Source organism: Chryseobacterium sp. GQ58 (assembly GCF_059758895.1).
Window position 1 is genome coordinate 734,760 of sequence record NZ_JCAXEH010000002.1, and the last position, 16,317, is coordinate 751,076.

11 protein-coding genes are annotated in these 16,317 nt (G+C 34.1%); 3 read left to right on the plus strand and 8 right to left on the minus strand.

The genetic code is table 11. The annotated features are described in order from the left end of the window. Nucleotides 1–30: 30 nt before the first annotated feature. The 5 genes from AC6CHK_RS07585 to AC6CHK_RS07605 all read right to left on the minus strand — a co-directional run bounded on the left by AC6CHK_RS07585 (nt 31) and on the right by AC6CHK_RS07605 (nt 9,255). A complete protein-coding gene (locus AC6CHK_RS07585; RefSeq protein ID WP_498095032.1) occupies nt 31–846 on the minus strand; it encodes a glycoside hydrolase family 16 protein in 816 nt (271 codons plus the stop codon). Nucleotides 847–1,028: 182 nt separating this feature from the next. Then, nucleotides 1,029–3,251 carry a beta-glucosidase BglX gene (gene bglX, locus AC6CHK_RS07590; protein ID WP_498095033.1) on the minus strand — a complete coding sequence of 741 codons (2,223 nt, stop codon included), beginning with the start codon at nt 3,249–3,251 and terminating at the stop codon, nt 1,029–1,031. Nucleotides 3,252–3,375: 124 nt separating this feature from the next. Continuing rightward, nucleotides 3,376–4,803, minus strand: coding sequence for a glycoside hydrolase family 30 protein (locus AC6CHK_RS07595; protein ID WP_498095034.1), 1,428 nt, complete (start codon nt 4,801–4,803; stop codon nt 3,376–3,378). Between the two features lies 1 nt (nt 4,804). Next, nucleotides 4,805–6,340: a RagB/SusD family nutrient uptake outer membrane protein gene (locus tag AC6CHK_RS07600; RefSeq protein WP_498095035.1), complete on the minus strand. Its 1,536-nt coding sequence runs from the start codon at nt 6,338–6,340 to the stop codon at nt 4,805–4,807. Nucleotides 6,341–6,351: 11 nt separating this feature from the next. Next, a complete protein-coding gene (locus AC6CHK_RS07605) occupies nt 6,352–9,255 on the minus strand; it encodes a SusC/RagA family TonB-linked outer membrane protein (RefSeq protein WP_498095036.1) in 2,904 nt (967 codons plus the stop codon). Between the two features lie 176 nt (nt 9,256–9,431). Between AC6CHK_RS07605 and AC6CHK_RS07610 the strand changes: the two genes are divergently transcribed. The 3 genes from AC6CHK_RS07610 to AC6CHK_RS07620 all read left to right on the plus strand — a co-directional run bounded on the left by AC6CHK_RS07610 (nt 9,432) and on the right by AC6CHK_RS07620 (nt 12,631). Continuing rightward, nucleotides 9,432–10,619 (plus strand): MFS transporter, encoded by a 1,188-nt coding sequence (locus AC6CHK_RS07610; protein ID WP_498095037.1) that lies wholly within the window; start codon nt 9,432–9,434, stop codon nt 10,617–10,619. 23 nt (nt 10,620–10,642) lie between these two features. Beyond that, the gene (locus AC6CHK_RS07615) at nt 10,643–11,383 is read left to right on the plus strand and encodes an NUDIX hydrolase (RefSeq protein ID WP_498095038.1); all 741 of its coding nucleotides are present in this window, start codon (nt 10,643–10,645) and stop codon (nt 11,381–11,383) included. 69 nt (nt 11,384–11,452) lie between these two features. Then, the gene (locus AC6CHK_RS07620; RefSeq protein ID WP_498095039.1) at nt 11,453–12,631 is read left to right on the plus strand and encodes an acyl-CoA dehydrogenase family protein; all 1,179 of its coding nucleotides are present in this window, start codon (nt 11,453–11,455) and stop codon (nt 12,629–12,631) included. Nucleotides 12,632–12,664: 33 nt separating this feature from the next. Here AC6CHK_RS07620 and AC6CHK_RS07625 read toward each other — a convergent pair whose 3' ends face one another. Genes AC6CHK_RS07625 through AC6CHK_RS07635 form a run of 3 tightly spaced genes read right to left on the minus strand, consistent with a single transcriptional unit; the run spans nt 12,665 to nt 16,304 of the window. Continuing rightward, nucleotides 12,665–15,364, minus strand: coding sequence for a PD-(D/E)XK nuclease family protein (locus AC6CHK_RS07625; RefSeq protein ID WP_498095040.1), 2,700 nt, complete (start codon nt 15,362–15,364; stop codon nt 12,665–12,667). After that, on the minus strand, nt 15,361–15,897 hold the full coding sequence (locus tag AC6CHK_RS07630; RefSeq protein ID WP_498095041.1) for a DUF922 domain-containing protein: 537 nt from the start codon (nt 15,895–15,897) through the stop codon (nt 15,361–15,363). Before AC6CHK_RS07630 ends, AC6CHK_RS07625 begins: the two co-directional genes overlap by 4 nt. Further along, nucleotides 15,897–16,304, minus strand: a complete 408-nt coding sequence (locus tag AC6CHK_RS07635; protein ID WP_498095042.1) for a hypothetical protein — start codon at nt 16,302–16,304, stop codon at nt 15,897–15,899. The genes AC6CHK_RS07630 and AC6CHK_RS07635 overlap by 1 nt, the downstream gene beginning before the upstream one ends. Nucleotides 16,305–16,317: the final 13 nt, after the last annotated feature.

Sequence of the window (16,317 nt, forward strand, 5' to 3'; positions counted from 1 at the left end):
AATAAATATTAATATGAAGTTTAATTTTAATTATTTGTAACCATTTTTATTCTGATAAATCCTTACATAATCGATATAATATTTCTGCGGAAAAACACTGTCGTCAATACCTTCTTTTCCGCCCCAAAATCCACCAACAGCAAGATTTAAAATTAAAAAGTAAGGTCTGTCAAATGGCCATGTTTCATATGTTTTTGTTTTGTTCATGTACGAGAAAAATTTCTTATCATCAACGTAGAAATCAATTTTTTCTGGTGTCCATTCTGCTTTATAAACATGAAATTTTTCACTGGCATCATCCACTTTCAGAGTATCTGTTTTCTGGCTTGCTTTAAGGTGGTTATAATTTTTCGTGTGTACAGATGCGTGAATGTATCCCTGATTGTATCCTACATGTTCCATGATATCGATTTCGCCATCATTGGGCCATTTTTTCATGTCTTCGCTCAGCATCCAGATTGCCGGCCATGTACCGCGTCCTTTCGGAAGCTTTGCTCTTACTTCAACTGTTCCGTATGTGAATGAAAATTTACCTTTCGTTAAAAGCCTTGCAGATGTATATTTACTTTCTTCCCAATTTTCTTTTCTTGCTTCTATAATCAGGTTTCCTTTTTCTATTCTTGCGTTTTCCAAACGGTTTTTAGTGTAAAATTGAGATTCTTCATTTCCAAATCCGTGACCGCCGACATCATAATTCCATTTTATAGAATCCGGCAATCCTTTTTTATTAAACTCGTCACTCCAAACCAGCTTCATATCTGAATCCTGTTTGTTGGAAGCACAATTTGAAAAAGAAAAAACTAAAGTTCCTCCGATTAAAATGGTGATGATGTTTTGAAGTTTCATGTTCAAAGTTTTGAGTTTAATATTTATTATTCCAGCTTGTCATTCTGACGAAGGAAAAATCTCTTATATTTAAAATAGATTCTTCACTCCGCTTCGCTTTGTTCAGAATGATAAACGTTAAATATTAAGTGTTATTTAATTTATTTTTAAATTGTCTGATACAGTTTTGTAAAAACTAATATTTATTTTGACCAGTTAATTCTTTTTATCTGAAGATCCTGAGAATTTGTTCCGACCATAATATCAAATTCTCCACTTTCCCAATCAAAATTCAATTCATCATCATAAAATTTTAAATCTTCAGGAGTTAATTTGAAATTGACTGTTATGGTTTCTCCTTTTTTAATGAAAACTTTTTGGAAGCCTTTCAATTCTTTTACAGGTCTTATTACTTTTCCGACTAAATCTCTCATGTATAGCTGCACCACTTCTTCCCCATCGTATTTTCCGGTGTTGGAAACGTTTACACTAATATTCAAAGTCTGATTTCCTTTAAGGTTTGTTGAACTTAAATTCATATCAGAATACTTGAATTGAGTATAACTTAATCCATAACCAAACGGGAATTTCGGATCATTATCCAAATCGATATAGGCTGAAACATAATTTCTATCAGTATTATTTTTTGCAGGTCTTCCTGTGTTGTAATGATTATAATAAATTGGAACCTGGCCTACATTTCTTGGGAAAGTCATCGGTAATTTTCCGCTGGGACTTACGGTTCCGAAAAGAACGTCTGCGATAGAATTTCCGGCTTCCGTTCCCAGCCACCAAGTGTAAATAATTGTTGGAATATTGTCAGCAGCCCAATCAAAAACCAAAGGTCTTCCTGCGTTTATCATTAAAATAATTGGTTTTCCGGTTTTAGCAATTTCTTTTAATAAATCTTCCTGAACTCCCGAAAAGTGAATGTTACTTCTGCTTTTTGCCTCACCGCTCATGGCGTGACCTTCACCTAAAGTCATGATTACAACATCTGCTTTTTTTGCCGTTTCTACAGCTTCAGCAAACATAGATTTGTCCTGATCATCTACGTTTGCACCTTTTGCATATAATAAAGTTGAATTTTTGTCTAATTGATTTTTTATGCCGTCAAACTGAGTAATGATTCTTTGGTTATCATCTTTAAAAGCAATCGACCAAAAACCATGATTGGCAGTTGTTTCTTTTCCGAAAGGACCAATTAAAGCAATAGTTTTTGTTGATTTTGAAAGCGGAAGAATGTTCTTTTCATTTTTTAATAAAACGATGCTTTTTGAACCAAATTCTCTTCCGAATTTTCTGTTTTCCTGATTGTTTAATTGCTCTTTTTGTCGTTTTTCGTTGCTGAATCTATAAGGATCATCGAACAATCCCATTTCAAACTTTTTAATTAAAATTCTTCTTGCTGCATCATCGATCAATTTTGGATCAACTTTTCCTTCTTTGACCAATTTTGGAAGTTCGGCCATGTAAGCACGGCTTTCCATATCCATGTCGCTTCCTGCAATAATTGCTTTTTCGGCAGCTTCTTTATTGTCTTTTGCGTAGCCGTGAGGAACCATTTCGCCTATACTTCCCCAATCTGAAACCACAAAACCTTGATAATTCCATTTACCTTTTAATAAATCTCTTAAAATATATTGATTTGCTGTTGCCGGAATTCCATTAATATCATTGAAAGAATTCATAAAAGTGGCAACGCCCGCTTCTGCAGCCGCTTTGAAAGGTGGTAAATACGTTTCGTGCAATTGTCTTAAACTCATGTCAACGGAATTGTAATCTCTGCCGCCAACTGCTGCTCCATACGCCGCAAAATGCTTTGCACAAGCCATAATTGCGTCAATATTTCCCAATCCTTTTCCTTGAAAACCTTTGATTCTTGCCAAACCAATCTGAGTTCCCAAATAAGTATCTTCACCCGAACCTTCCATCACTCTTCCCCATCTCGGATCTCTTGCAATGTCAACCATTGGCGCGAAAGTCCAGTGAATTCCGTAAGCGGAGGCTTCTGTTGCAGCAATTCTTTCAGATTTTTCAATTAATTTCATATCCCAACTTGCAGCTTGTCCAATATTCACGGGAAAAGTTGTTCTGTATCCGTGAATCACGTCTTGTCCGAACAATAAAGGAATTTTTAATCTTGATTGTAAAGCCAGTTTTTGAAAAGAACGGGTTTCTTCCGCACCGGCTACATTCAGCATTGAACCAACTTTACCTTTTTTAATTTCTTCTAAAACCGTTGCAGAATTTGAATTTTGTGGTCCTGTAGCATATTCAAAACCGCTGTACTGAACCAGTTGACCGATTTTTTCTTCCAAAGTCATTTTAGATAATAACTCTGAAACTTTCTGGTCAATTGTTTTTTGTCCAAAAGAATTGAAACCAAATACTGTAAATGCTAATATGAAATAAAGTTTTTTCATTGTAATTTAATTTTGCTTTAAATTTTAACGCAAAGAGCGCAAAGATTTTTTTTAAAGACTAACTGCTTTTAAGTTACACAAAGTCGTTTCACTTATAAAAGCTCACAATTTTTAATAATTTAAATTAAAAAATATAAGTAGCAACCGAACTTCCTGCAATGGTTACAGGAGCTGTTTTTTTGTCATATTTAATATTAAAATTTTCGTCTGTCTTGCTGTAGTTCTGAACAATCAAAACTGTTTTTCCTTCGGGAGTTTTAAAGGCTACTGTTGAAAGGTTATCTGTCTGCGTTGACGAAATTCTCTGCGAATTGGCAGGAACAAATTTAGAAGCGTGTGCAATAATATAATATGAAACATTTCTCGTGAAATTTTCACTATCCGAAACTGTAATCGCACCTTTGCATTCTGTACAACCTCCGTCGGTGTGAGGCTTGTATTGTGTATCATTAGCGACATTCCATTCCAAAGCAATTTTACTCCAGTTTCTCATTGACCCAATAATCACGTTTTTTGTATGCCAGTTCAAATCTTCATTAAAGGTTCCTTTTGCGCCCGTCCACTGCTCTGTAAAATACAAATTTTTATTTGGAAAAGCTTTATGAACAGTGCTTAATGCTGAAATTTCACCTTCATAAAGATGGAAAGCCGAACCGTCAATATATTGATAAGCTTCAGGATCGTTTAAAATATTGATGGCGTATTCCGGTTTGTTGCAATTGTGATCATAAACTACAATTTTAGTTTTAATTCCGTTTGCTTTAAAAGCCGGGCCTAAATTATTTTTAATAAAATCTTTCTGCTGATCCGAACTCATGTACAAACTCGGATTATTTCCGGGATGCAAAGGCTCGTTTTGTGGAGTAATAGCATCAATTATAATTCCTTTTTTCTGCATTTCCTGAATATATTTTACAAAATATTTTGCATAAACATCATAAAATTCAGGTTTCAAGCTTCCGCCTTTTGATTCCCCGTTGTCTTTCATCCAAGTTGGAGAAGACCAAGGCGCTGCAATGATTTTAATTTTCGGATTGATTGCTAAAACTTCCTTTAGCATCGAAATCAAATCTCTGTCTCTTTCCAAACTGAATTTTGAAAGCGAAAGATCCGTTTCACCTTCAGCGAGATCGTTGTATGAAAAAACTTCGCTATCCAAATCTGAAGCGCCAATGCTCAACCTTAAATAACTTATGGAAATAGAGTTTTTATCATTTCCAAAAAGCTCATTTAATAAAGCTTTTCTTTTGGAAGATGAAAGCCGGTTGATTACTTCAACACTTCCGCCCGTCAAAGTATATCCGAAACCATCAACATATTGAAACTTTTGCGAATCGTCAACTTCAATATTTTGAAAATTATTCGGATCATTTGTAAAGCTGATCGGAGATTGTTGCTGTAATTTTATGCTTTCATCGCCTTTCGTCAGCCAAACCTGAACTTGATCTTTTTTATTTAAATCAATTGATTTACAACCTGATAAAGGTAAAAGTACCACACCCGAAAGCGTGATACTTTTTAAAAAGAAACTATATAAATTACGAAACTTCATATTAGTTATAACCTGGGTTTTGTTTGATCGCTGTATTCACTAGATCATTGTAAGGAATCGGTAAAATCTCATTTTTACCAGCAACAAATCCTCTTGATCCTAATTTAGCAGCAGCATCTCCCCATCTTACTAAATCAAAAAATCGATGACCTTCACCAATTAATTCTCTTCTTCTTTCATCCTTAATAGCTTGCATAGAAACCGGGACTGAAGTTAATCCTACCCTGGCTCTTACAGCATCTAATAAAGCCTGAGCTCTTGCACCTGTTCCATTCAAAGCCTCTGCTTCCATTAGATAAGTGTCTGCTAATCTAATTACCATATAATTTTGTCGAAAGTTCAATTCTACAGGCCCTGGCAAATTTGATTTATCAGCTGTTCTAGGTTGAAACTTATTCAAAAAATATCCAGAATCCCTGTAAGCAGGTGAATAAGTGATTTTATTTTCCTGCATGAATTTTTTAGCATTCAAAATACTTGCATTCATACGCGGATCTCCTTGCATAAAGTTGAATAAATCATCCGTCACCGGATTGAATGCCCAACCAGAAACCAAATCTGGAGCATCATTATTTGGAGTTGTTGTTTTAAGGGTATATGATCTTAATCCTGTCATAATGCAAATTGAATTCCCTTCATCATTTCCTTGCCCCCAAAAACCCCAATCTGAACTTCCTTGGTTTGTATGCATCACTTCTACAATAGTTTCAGTAGTAAACTTATTATCTACTTTCCACAAATCTGCAAAATTATCAACTAATTTATAACCATACTGACTTGTTTGTCCCGGAGTACCATTAACGTCTGCAAATTGTGCTGCAGCTTCTGATTTCTTGTTGTCATACAAATAAATCTTACCTAAAATAGCTTTTGCAGATCCTTGGGTTATTCTTCCTCTATCAGCCCCAGAAACCGTAGTCGGCAGATTAGGTATTGCAGATAAGATATCAGATTCAATTTGGGCATAAACTGTAGCAGGAGGTGCTTGAGGAATACTGTAAAAATCTGAATTAGCACTTATTGGTTCTAAAATGAGAGGGACATTTTTAAACATTCTTAATAACTCAAAGTAATATAATGCTCTCAAGGTTTTGGCTTCGGCAATAAATCTGTTTTTTTGAGCTTCTCCCATATTTGCATCCGGAACCCTTTTGATTACCAGATTTGCTCTTGCAATACCTTGATAAAAGTCTTTCCAATAGCTCAACGGAACTGTATTTTGGTTGATTGTAAAGCTAGAAAAACCTTGAATGCCCGCGCCATCTGTAGAGCTTCCTCCACCTGAATAGAAGTCATCTGATCCGGCGTTCATAAAGGTTACTGTGTTTTCAAAACCTCCGGCATATTTCCTCATAATATCATAAACACCTACTAAAGCACTGAATGACTGCTCTTCGTTTGAGAAATAATTGTTGGTATCGAATGCTCCTTGATTTTTTATATCTTCTATATAATTATCATTACATGATGATACAGTGATGACACTTATTCCAGATAATAACAAAACTGTTATGCTTTTATATATTTTGTTTTTCATTTTTTATCTTTTTAAAATTGAATATTAGCTCCAAAAAGGAATGATCTGGCTTGTGGGTAATAAGCTCTGTCTATGCCGAAATCATCACCTGCTGCAATCTCCGGATCGTATCCTGTGTATTTCGTAAATGTAAATAAGTTTTCAGCAGTAATGTAAAACCTTACTTTACTAGCTCCGAGACTTTCTGAGACTTGCTTCGGTAAACTGTAACCAAGTTGTACCAACTTTACTCTTAAATAATCACCATCTTGTAAATAATAATTAGACATTCTCGAGTAATTTTTATTTAAATCATCTCTAGAAATCCTTGGTGTATCATTTGAAGTTCCTTCACCTGTCCAACGATCTAAAATTGCTGTCTGGTAATTTGCATCAAGCATATCTAATCTTCTTAGACCTTGGAAAATTTTATTTCCAGTTTGACCTTGAGCAAAAATCATTAAATCAACATTCCTATAATTCAGATTAAATGTTAAACCAAATGTATATTTTGGTAAAGAATTTCCTAAATATGTTCTGTCATCATCGGTAATTTGTCCATCACCATTAATATCTTTCCATTTGAAATCGCCAGGTTTTGCGCCCGGTAAAATAAGTGCACCGTTTGAATTTCTGTAATTATCAATTTCGGATTGATTTTGGAATATCCCGTCATACTCAAATCCGTAAAATGATCCATAAGGCATTCCTAATGCAGCTCTGGAAACAGGTCCCATTGATTGAAATCCAGGACCATCAATAAATTTTCTGCCATTTTCCAGCTTAATTACTTCATTTTTCAAATAGGCAAAATTACCATTTACCGAAACTCCAAAATCTGACCATTTTTTATTATATCCTAAACTTACTTCTACTCCTGTATTATTCATATCTCCCACATTTGCCCAAGGATTAGTAGATACACCAACATAACCGGGAATGCTTATTTGTCTTAAAATATCAGTCGTTTTCTTTTTATAATAATCTACAGTCAGATTGAAATTATTAAGAAATTTAATGTCTGCTGCAATATTAAGTTGTGAGGTTTCTTCCCAGTGAAGATCCTCATTTTCTAAAGTTGCAGGTGCATATCCGGTAATGATTGTATTGTTACCATTTGTATAATTACTACCGGAAACCATAAAACTTGCAAACTTAAAATTTTCAAATTCATCATTACCTAATACACCATATCCTCCTCTTAGTTTAACTGTATTAATAATCTTATTTTCCGGCCAAAATTCTTCGTTTGAAATATTCCAACCTAATGATGCCGCAGGAAAATTTCCCCAATGCTTATTACCCCCAAATCGTGATGACCCATCTCTACGCATTGTACCTGTGAACAAATATTTATTATCATAATCATAAGTAATCCTCCCAAAATACGAAGCTTTATGTGTTTGAATACCATCATATGCATCGGCTAATATATTCTCTCTTGATAAATCAAAATTAAATGATGCATCTTCCCAGTTCTCGACAGGTAAATTGGTATGTGTTACAGTTTGACCATATCCGATATTGTATTCATAAACTCCTTGCCCAAGCAAAACATTCAGATTGTGTTTCCCCCATTTATTTTGGTAAGTTGCTGTATTTTCCCAACTCCATTCAAGTTTTCTATTTGTATTTCTAGACAAACTGTTGAATCCTAAATTACTGTATGTTGGGCTTAAATAGAACTTTGGTGTGAACCCTTGATTTCCCCAATAAGAAAGTTTTCCGTTAATGCTAGACTTGAAATTGAAATGCTCCAAAAATTTCACATCCGCAAAAGCATTGGCAACGAAGTCGTCTGACCAACTATCTCTTCCCTGTTGTGTATATCTGAAAGCCAACGGATTAGACATTTCTTGATTTACGTAAGGAGAAATCCCATATGGGTTTCCGTTTGAATCTCTTACTATAAAAGGATTTGTATATAAGTTTGGATCTACCATAGACCAATCTGTGACTACAGCAGGTGTTGTAGGATCTAAATTAATTGCAGAACTCAAAGGGCCTCCGAATTCTCCGTTCGCATTGATTCCTTTTGTTTTATTGTTGGTATAAGAGAATGTCTGTCCTACTGTCAACCAATCTAATACCTTATGATTGGAGTTGATTCTTGCATTAATTCTTCTGTAATTAGAAATATCACGCATTACAATTCCATCCTGACTGTAATATCCAAAAGACGTATAGAATGTAGATTTATCACTTCCTCCACTTACGCTAAATTCATGAGAAGTTCTTTCTGCTGTATTAAATATTAAATCTTGCCAATCTGTACCTTTTCCAAATTGAGCCGGATTAGAAAATCTGGCAGGCTTACCATCATTTGTAAACCCTTCATTGATAATGGTAGCATATTGAGTTGCATCTAAAAGATCTAATTTCTTTGCAGCATTTCCGAAGCCATAAAATCCGTTGTAAGATAAATTCAATCTACCCTTTGCACCTTTTTTGGTAGTAACTAAAATCACTCCTTTTGCAGCAGAAACCCCATAAATAGCTGCTGAAGCACCATCTTTTAGAATTTCCATACTTTCAATGTCAGATTGATTCAGCCAAGAAATATTATCTACAACGATACCGTCAACTACCCAAAGAGGGTTATTACTTCCTGCTCCAAAACTAGTCACTCCACGAACCCTTACTGTTGCAGCAGATCCTGGTTGTCCAGAGTTTGATATAACAGTAACTCCGGCAGCTCTGCCTTGCAAAACTTGCTCTGGTCTTCCGGCAGGAATATCTTCTATATCCGATGCTTTCAAGCTCGATATTGCTCCCGTCACATTACTTTTTTTCTGAGTACCGTAGCCGATCATCACCACTTCTTCAATTTTTTGTTCCTTTTGAAGCGTGTCAGCAGATGTGTTTTGGGCATTAAAATTTGCCGTAAAATAAAGCACAGCAACCATCCCTAAACTTCTTGATATTTTTACTTTCATATACAGTTAGTTTTTTAATTCTCAAATTGAGACAATAAAAATATATTTTTTTTTAAATACTTAACATTATATTCACAATTATTTTAATATTTCTTTTATTTTTGGGGTTTTAAAGGTCTAATGTTTATGTTAAATACCTTAAAAAACGCTAAGAAATCTACAACCTTATCCCCGAAATGAGTACCAAGCCTGCCAAAATTTCTTTACCACTTCAACTTACCTTTCTTATTTTCTCTATGGTTTTAAACTGTATGGGTATTGTGATTTTGCAGCTTTCACAGGAGGAAATAGGTTTTGACAAGCTCGGATTTCTGGAATCTTTTAAAGATTTGCCTATTGCTTTTATTTCACTTTTTGCCGTTAATTTTATCAGCAGAACGGGAACTAAAAAATCTTTAATTTTAGCATTAAGTATTGTTGGTTTTTGTTCTTTAATTTTACCTTTTGCTCAGGTTTTTTGGTTTTATAAGCTTTGGTTTGCAATTATCGGAACTTGTTTTGCAATCGGGAAAATCTGTGTTTACGGAATCATCAGAAATAATTTTACTGATCAAAAATCTCTTGCCAAAACAATGAACAGCGTTGAAGCAGCTTTTATGGTCGGAATATTTGTTGTAAATGTTGTTTTTGGGTCTTTAATTGCCAGCCAATATTCAGAATACTGGAAATTTGGTTTTTTTCTTATTTCTCTGATTTCGTTTTTTACTATTTTTTTATTTTCAAAAGCGCAAATTATTGAGACAGACAAAAACTTGAAAACAAGCATTGCATCACATTTAAAATCATTCAACAAAACGCCTGTTTTATTATTTTTTGCAATAACTTTTTTTATCATTTTTACCGAACAAAGCTTTAATTCCTGGCTGCCATCTTTTTATAAAAACCACTTAAAAGTCAATTCGTTTTTTGCTATTCAGGCTTCATCAATGCTGGCGGTTTTTTCTTATATAGGAAGAATAATTACAGCTAATGTCATTCACAGATTTTCACTGTTAAAATATTATTTTGTGTGTGTTTTAATGATCATTATTATATTGTTTTCAATTTTCTTAAGTCAATATTTTAGTTTAGAAAATTCAGAAATTCCTTTATTTTTGTTTCCTGTCATCGGGCTTTTCCTTTCGCCACTTTATCCGCTTATCAATTCAAAAATGATTTCACAGATTGATAATCAGAAGATCAACACATTCACTTCGGTTATTGTAATTTTCTCTTCATTGGGAAGTGCTGTAAGTTCAATTTTGATGTCTTTGCTTTTTAAAAACCAGCTGTTAATGTATTATTCACTTTACATTTTAGCTGCGGTAATGATCATTTTTGCTTTAAGCTTTTTATATTTTAAACATCATTCTCAAAAAAACTAAAAAATAATTTTATTTTTACACCCATGAAAACTGATGGCTCAAAAAACATAGAAACTTTAAAACAACTGATCGAGGAAAAGAATTTTATACCTAATATTTCAGTTGACTGTACTATTTTCGGTTTCCATGATAATATTCTGAAAGTTTTATTATTAAAATATCACGATCTTGATTTGTGGTCGCTTCCCGGCGGTTTTGTCTTTATTGATGAAGATCTTCGCGAAGCTGCCGACAGAGTTTTGTATGAAAGAACTCACCTGAAAGGGCTTTTCCTTGATCAATTTCATACTTTTGGAAGGCTGAATCGCACCGAAAATAATGTGCATAAAATCCTTATCAACAATAAAGGCCTTGATGTGCCAAAAGATCACTGGATTTTGCAGCGCTTCATTACCGTTGGTTATTGCAGCCTGATTGATTTTTCTCTGGCCAACACTTTCCCAGATGCTTTTAATGAAACATGTGCGTGGTTTGAAGTAAATAATCTTCCAAATATGGCTTTTGATCATGACAGAATAATTTCTGAAGGATTGGAACATTTACGAAAAAACATTGATACTCAAGTCGCTGCAAGTAATCTTTTACCGGAAAAATTTACAATGAAAGATCTTCAGTCTCTTTATGAAACCATTTTAGGAGAAAAATTCAGGAGAAATAATTTCCAAAGAAAAATACTGAGCATGAACTCTCTTGAAAGACTTGAAAAACTCTACGACGGCTCGGCCAACAAAGCGCCTTATCTATATAAATTTATTAAAGATTAGTTTCAATTTTTTTAGAAAAAATACTTCCGGAGATTCTGAAAAGTATTATTTTTAGGAAAATTAAACTACATGTCATATTATCCTCTTACAAGCATCCCCGATTATTTTGGAATTGATGCTCTACTTACCGAAGAACACAAGCTTATTCGCCAGTCGATAAGAGATTGGGTTGAAAGTTTTGTAATGCCAAATATTGATCAGGCGGCTCAGGATCATACCGATTTACCGGATTTAATGAAAGAATTGGGGAAAATCGGAGCTTTGGGACCTTACATTCCTGAAGAATATGGTGGTTCAGGATTAGATCAGATTTCTTACGGTTTGATTATGCTTGAGTTGGAAAGAGGAGATTCTGCGGTGCGTTCAGCTGCATCTGTACAGAGTTCTTTGGTGATGTTTCCTATTAACGAATTTGGCTCTGAAGAGCAAAAAAGAAAATATTTACCAAAATTGGCTTCCGGTGAAATGATCGGTTCTTTTGGATTGACGGAACCAAATCACGGCTCAGATCCAGGTTCAATGGAAACCTTTTTTAAAGATATGGGCGATCATTATCTTCTAAATGGTGCCAAAATGTGGATTACAAATTCGCCTTTATGCGACATTGCTGTAGTTTGGGCTAAAAATGAAGAAGGAAAAGTACAAGGATTGATCGTTGAAAGAGGAATGGAAGGCTTCACAACCCCTGAAACTCACAACAAATGGAGTTTAAGAGCTTCAAAAACCGGAGAATTGGTATTTAATGATGTGAAAATTCCGAAAGAAAATCTACTTCCCGGAGTTACAGGATTGAAAGGGCCTTTATCTTGTTTAAATTCTGCAAGATATGGTATTTCCTGGGGTGTAATCGGTGCTGCAATTGATTGTTATTGCACCGCAGTTCAGTATTCTAAAGAAAGAATGCAGTTTGGAAAACCAATTGGCTCATTCCAGCTTCAACAAAAAAAACTAGCTGAATTTTTAACGGAAATTACCAAAGCGCAGTTACTTTGTCTTCAGTTGGGAACTTTGAAAAATGACCATAAAGCGACACCATCTCAAATTTCGATGGCAAAAAGGAATAATGTAAAAATGGCAATTGATATCGCAAGAGAATCGCGTCAGATTCTTGGTGGAATGGGCATTATGGGAGAATTTCCGATGATGAGACATGCCGCGAATTTAGAATCGGTAATTACGTACGAAGGAACGCACGATGTTCATTTGTTGATTACAGGTTTGGATATTACGGGCTTTAATGCTTTTTAAAAAAAATGAAAGTCCGGTTTTGTGCCGGACTTTTTAATAATTATATGTTTTTACGTTTTCTATAAAATTGATATCCGGATTTAGTATTTCAAGAATCAGGCTTTTGACAGATTTCATGGCGTCATCAAGATTTCCTTGCGCAAATTCGAGCGATGAAACGCCTTTTTTGGCATCAGCAAAACTCCAGATTCCTGTTTCAACAGGAAAACCCCAAAATTCAGGAAGACTTTGTACAACAAACTGATAAATACAAAGCTGCAAAGCCTGTTTTCTTTCATTATTATGGAAATACTCTGAAATGTTATTTCCATCAATTTTAACACACAGATTTTTAATTTTTGCCGTTTTATAATCAATAATTCTCACCGTTCCGTTGAGGCAGTCTATTCTGTCGATAAAGCCAAAAAATGAAACTTTATCATTATTTGCTTCATCAACATAAAAATCGACGCCTTCAAATCTTCTTTCAATATCAATTATTTCTAAAGAATTTCCCTGCTTTATCAATTCGAGATCGTACTTCAGAATACTTTCAATTACTTTTTTAGCAATAGCTTTATGAATAAAATTCATGCCTTTATTATAAAATTCAGGCTGATGTTTTAGCTTTTCAATGGCAATGTTTATATATTCATCAATCCGTTGAATTGAATTCTCTAAATCACTTTGTTTTAAAACTTTACCTTTTATAACTTCATAAATTTCTTGAAGCGTATAATGGACAAGATTTCCGTAATTTCTTACCGACAATTCCTCTTCAATTTCGTCAGTTTCGGAGGTGTTTAAGATTTTTGATAAATAAAAATCAATCGGATTATAAAGATAACTTGTAAGATGCGAAGCCGATACTTTTTCTTTCCACTTCTCAAGCTGCTGCAAAACAATTTCTGTTTTCGCAATTTCAATAGGTCGTGTTGTGATTGGCTCCGATTTATTTTCAACAATTAAATGTTCGATTTGATGTAAACTTTCCATTTCGATTTGCGTAATAAACCGGCTCTTTTCACCTGTATTGACGCCGGAACTCAATGCATTAAACAATAAATGTACATTTTGCGCATCTTGAATCAAACGATAAAAATGATACGCATAGATACTGTCGTTTTCAAGAAAAGTATGCAAGTCGAAATGTTTTCTGATATCAAACGGAATATACGTATTCTGCGAATTCCCAAGCGGCAATTTTCCTTCGTTTACGGAAAGTAAAATCACATTTTCGAAATTAAGAAGACGCGTTTCCAAAAGTCCCATTACCTGAAGTCCTTTTAATGGTTCACCTTGAAAATCAATACTTTCTGAATTAATATGCTGATTAATCAGAATCTCTAAAGTCTCTATTTTAATTTGAAAACCATAAGACGACACCTGATTTTTTATAACCCTAAACGCATTCTCGAAGTGAGAGACGTTTTCGTATTGTATATCATCAAGTTGCATCCATTTTATATTCTTACAAAAAGCAATTAATAAATCTAAAAACTGAAGTCCCGAATCGGTCTTTTGAAGAAGATTAAAATAAGAAAGCTCGCTTAGCAATTCTGAAAATAAATTCTGAGAAATATAAACAATATTTCTTTCTTCAATTTTAGACTTAAAATCATTGATAATCAACTCATCATTTTCAGTTTTCGGAAGCTCTTCAAGTATTGGAAAAACATCACGGTAATAATATGAAGATTTACTTTTTTCAAGTTGTTTTTGAAGGTAAAAAAGCTGCTTAACGGCATTTGAAAACGAAAGGTTTTTCAACGGGAAACCCATTGTAATATTCAGGTTTTCAACGTCATGCATTACATCAAGACTTGCCGGCAAAAGATTTTCATCCAATAAAACCACCGCTGTATTGGTAAAGGTTTTATTATCAATCTCTTTAAAAATATCAGGAAGCACTTTCGTTTGCGTCACATTTCCTGAAACTTCATACACTTTTATATTTTTTGGCTGATTAAAGTCGTTTTCAATCCAGTTGAAACTTCTGCTGTCATTGAATTCCTTCCACAATTTATGATTTCTGAGAAATTTTCCCGCTTCCTGCCTTTCGTCGTCAAAATAATAATGGTCTGCCTGAAAAAAACATTGCGCTTTATTCCATTGTAAAAGATTTCTTACCAATTTCTCTTCAACAGGCGTAAAAGCATTAAAGCCACAAAAAACAAATTTTTTAGAGGTACTTTTGGAAAATTCAACAATTTGAGTTTTAGCTGCTTCGTGAATCATTCCCGGAGTTGCCCAGTTTTTATCTTTCAGTTTTTGTTTTAAAACCGGAAGAAACACATTCATATTCCTCCAGAAATTCAGGAATTTTTTGCGGGGAATTTCTTCATTATCTCCTAAATCCTGCGCCCATTCTTTGATTCTTTCTTCATCAAACATATACTTCAAAACCGCTTCATCACTTTCTGAAAATTTCAGAATATCGTCCCAATCCTTTTGCAGCGTTGGAAACCATTTTAAATATTCCGCAAATTCATCATTTGGAATAAGATTCAGGCTTTTATAAACATCAAACGAAAAAAGCCACAAAGCAATTCCCTGAATCGGCTGTTTATCTACAATGTCGATAATTAATTCTTCAATCGTAAAAAAATCGGGCAAAAAACCCGAATAATTATTTTCTTCAAGAATCTGCCTGATAAAAACGATCGGCCTTTTACCCGGCAAAACAATGCTAAATTGAGATAAATCGGAGTTTTGAGCCAAAAGCTCATCGATTATTTTGTTGAGGAATTTCAAAGTTTTTGGTAAATGTTTAATTTTTCAAGCTCATTGCTGATTATTGTGTCGTATTCAGCCTGTTTTTCTTTATTCATTCCATGCTCTGTAACGCCGTCGTATAAGGTCTGAAAGTTCCTGTAATCCTTTAAAATTTTATTATAAATTCCTTGAAAATGTCTGTTGAAATCTGCGGTGGTTTTGATTTTTCCTGAAACTTCCTCACGTATTTTCCTTGCATAAATTTCAGCAATATCAAAATGTTTTTGTTCATGGTTGAGAACATAATCATTAATTCTTTTATCGTCTTTCCAGGACTTATCTTCGTTGAAAACAGTTTGAATGTCTACTTTTGCAGGAGCTTTCGGGTCGGAAGATTTTACAACAGAATAAACCCAGCCACAATGCGTGTAGGCGACTACATTTTTGCCTCTTTGGTTGTTTATTTTACTTTTAAAATTACTCCAAACCAACTTTTTATCTTTCTCCCACTCTATTTTCTGGCTCCATAAAGTGTTGAATAACAAACAGAAAACTAAAATAATATATTTCATTACTCTACAACAATTGTTTTGGTAATCCAGCTGTTATCACCGTTCCAGAATCTTAAAGTATAAGTTCCTACTTTTTGCGGACTAAAATTTATTTGATTGGCAGCTGTATAATTTGCCTGTGTACAAGTCCCGTTTGTATGATACTGATACGCAGTGATATCCCTCGAAAAATCATCGGCATAAATATAATCATAGCCATAAAATCCCTTACATTTGGAAGCATAAGTAGAATAAGTACGGATGCTTTGAACACCAAAAACCGACATGGTATCATTTACAATTTTCACACTGTCGATTTTTACCCGGTCGGTATATTCAATAGTTTCATAATCGTCGTTATCATTACACGAAGCGAGTGAAATTGCTGCAAAAGCTACCGATAAACCAATATTAAACCATGTTTTCATCTTATAATAAAAT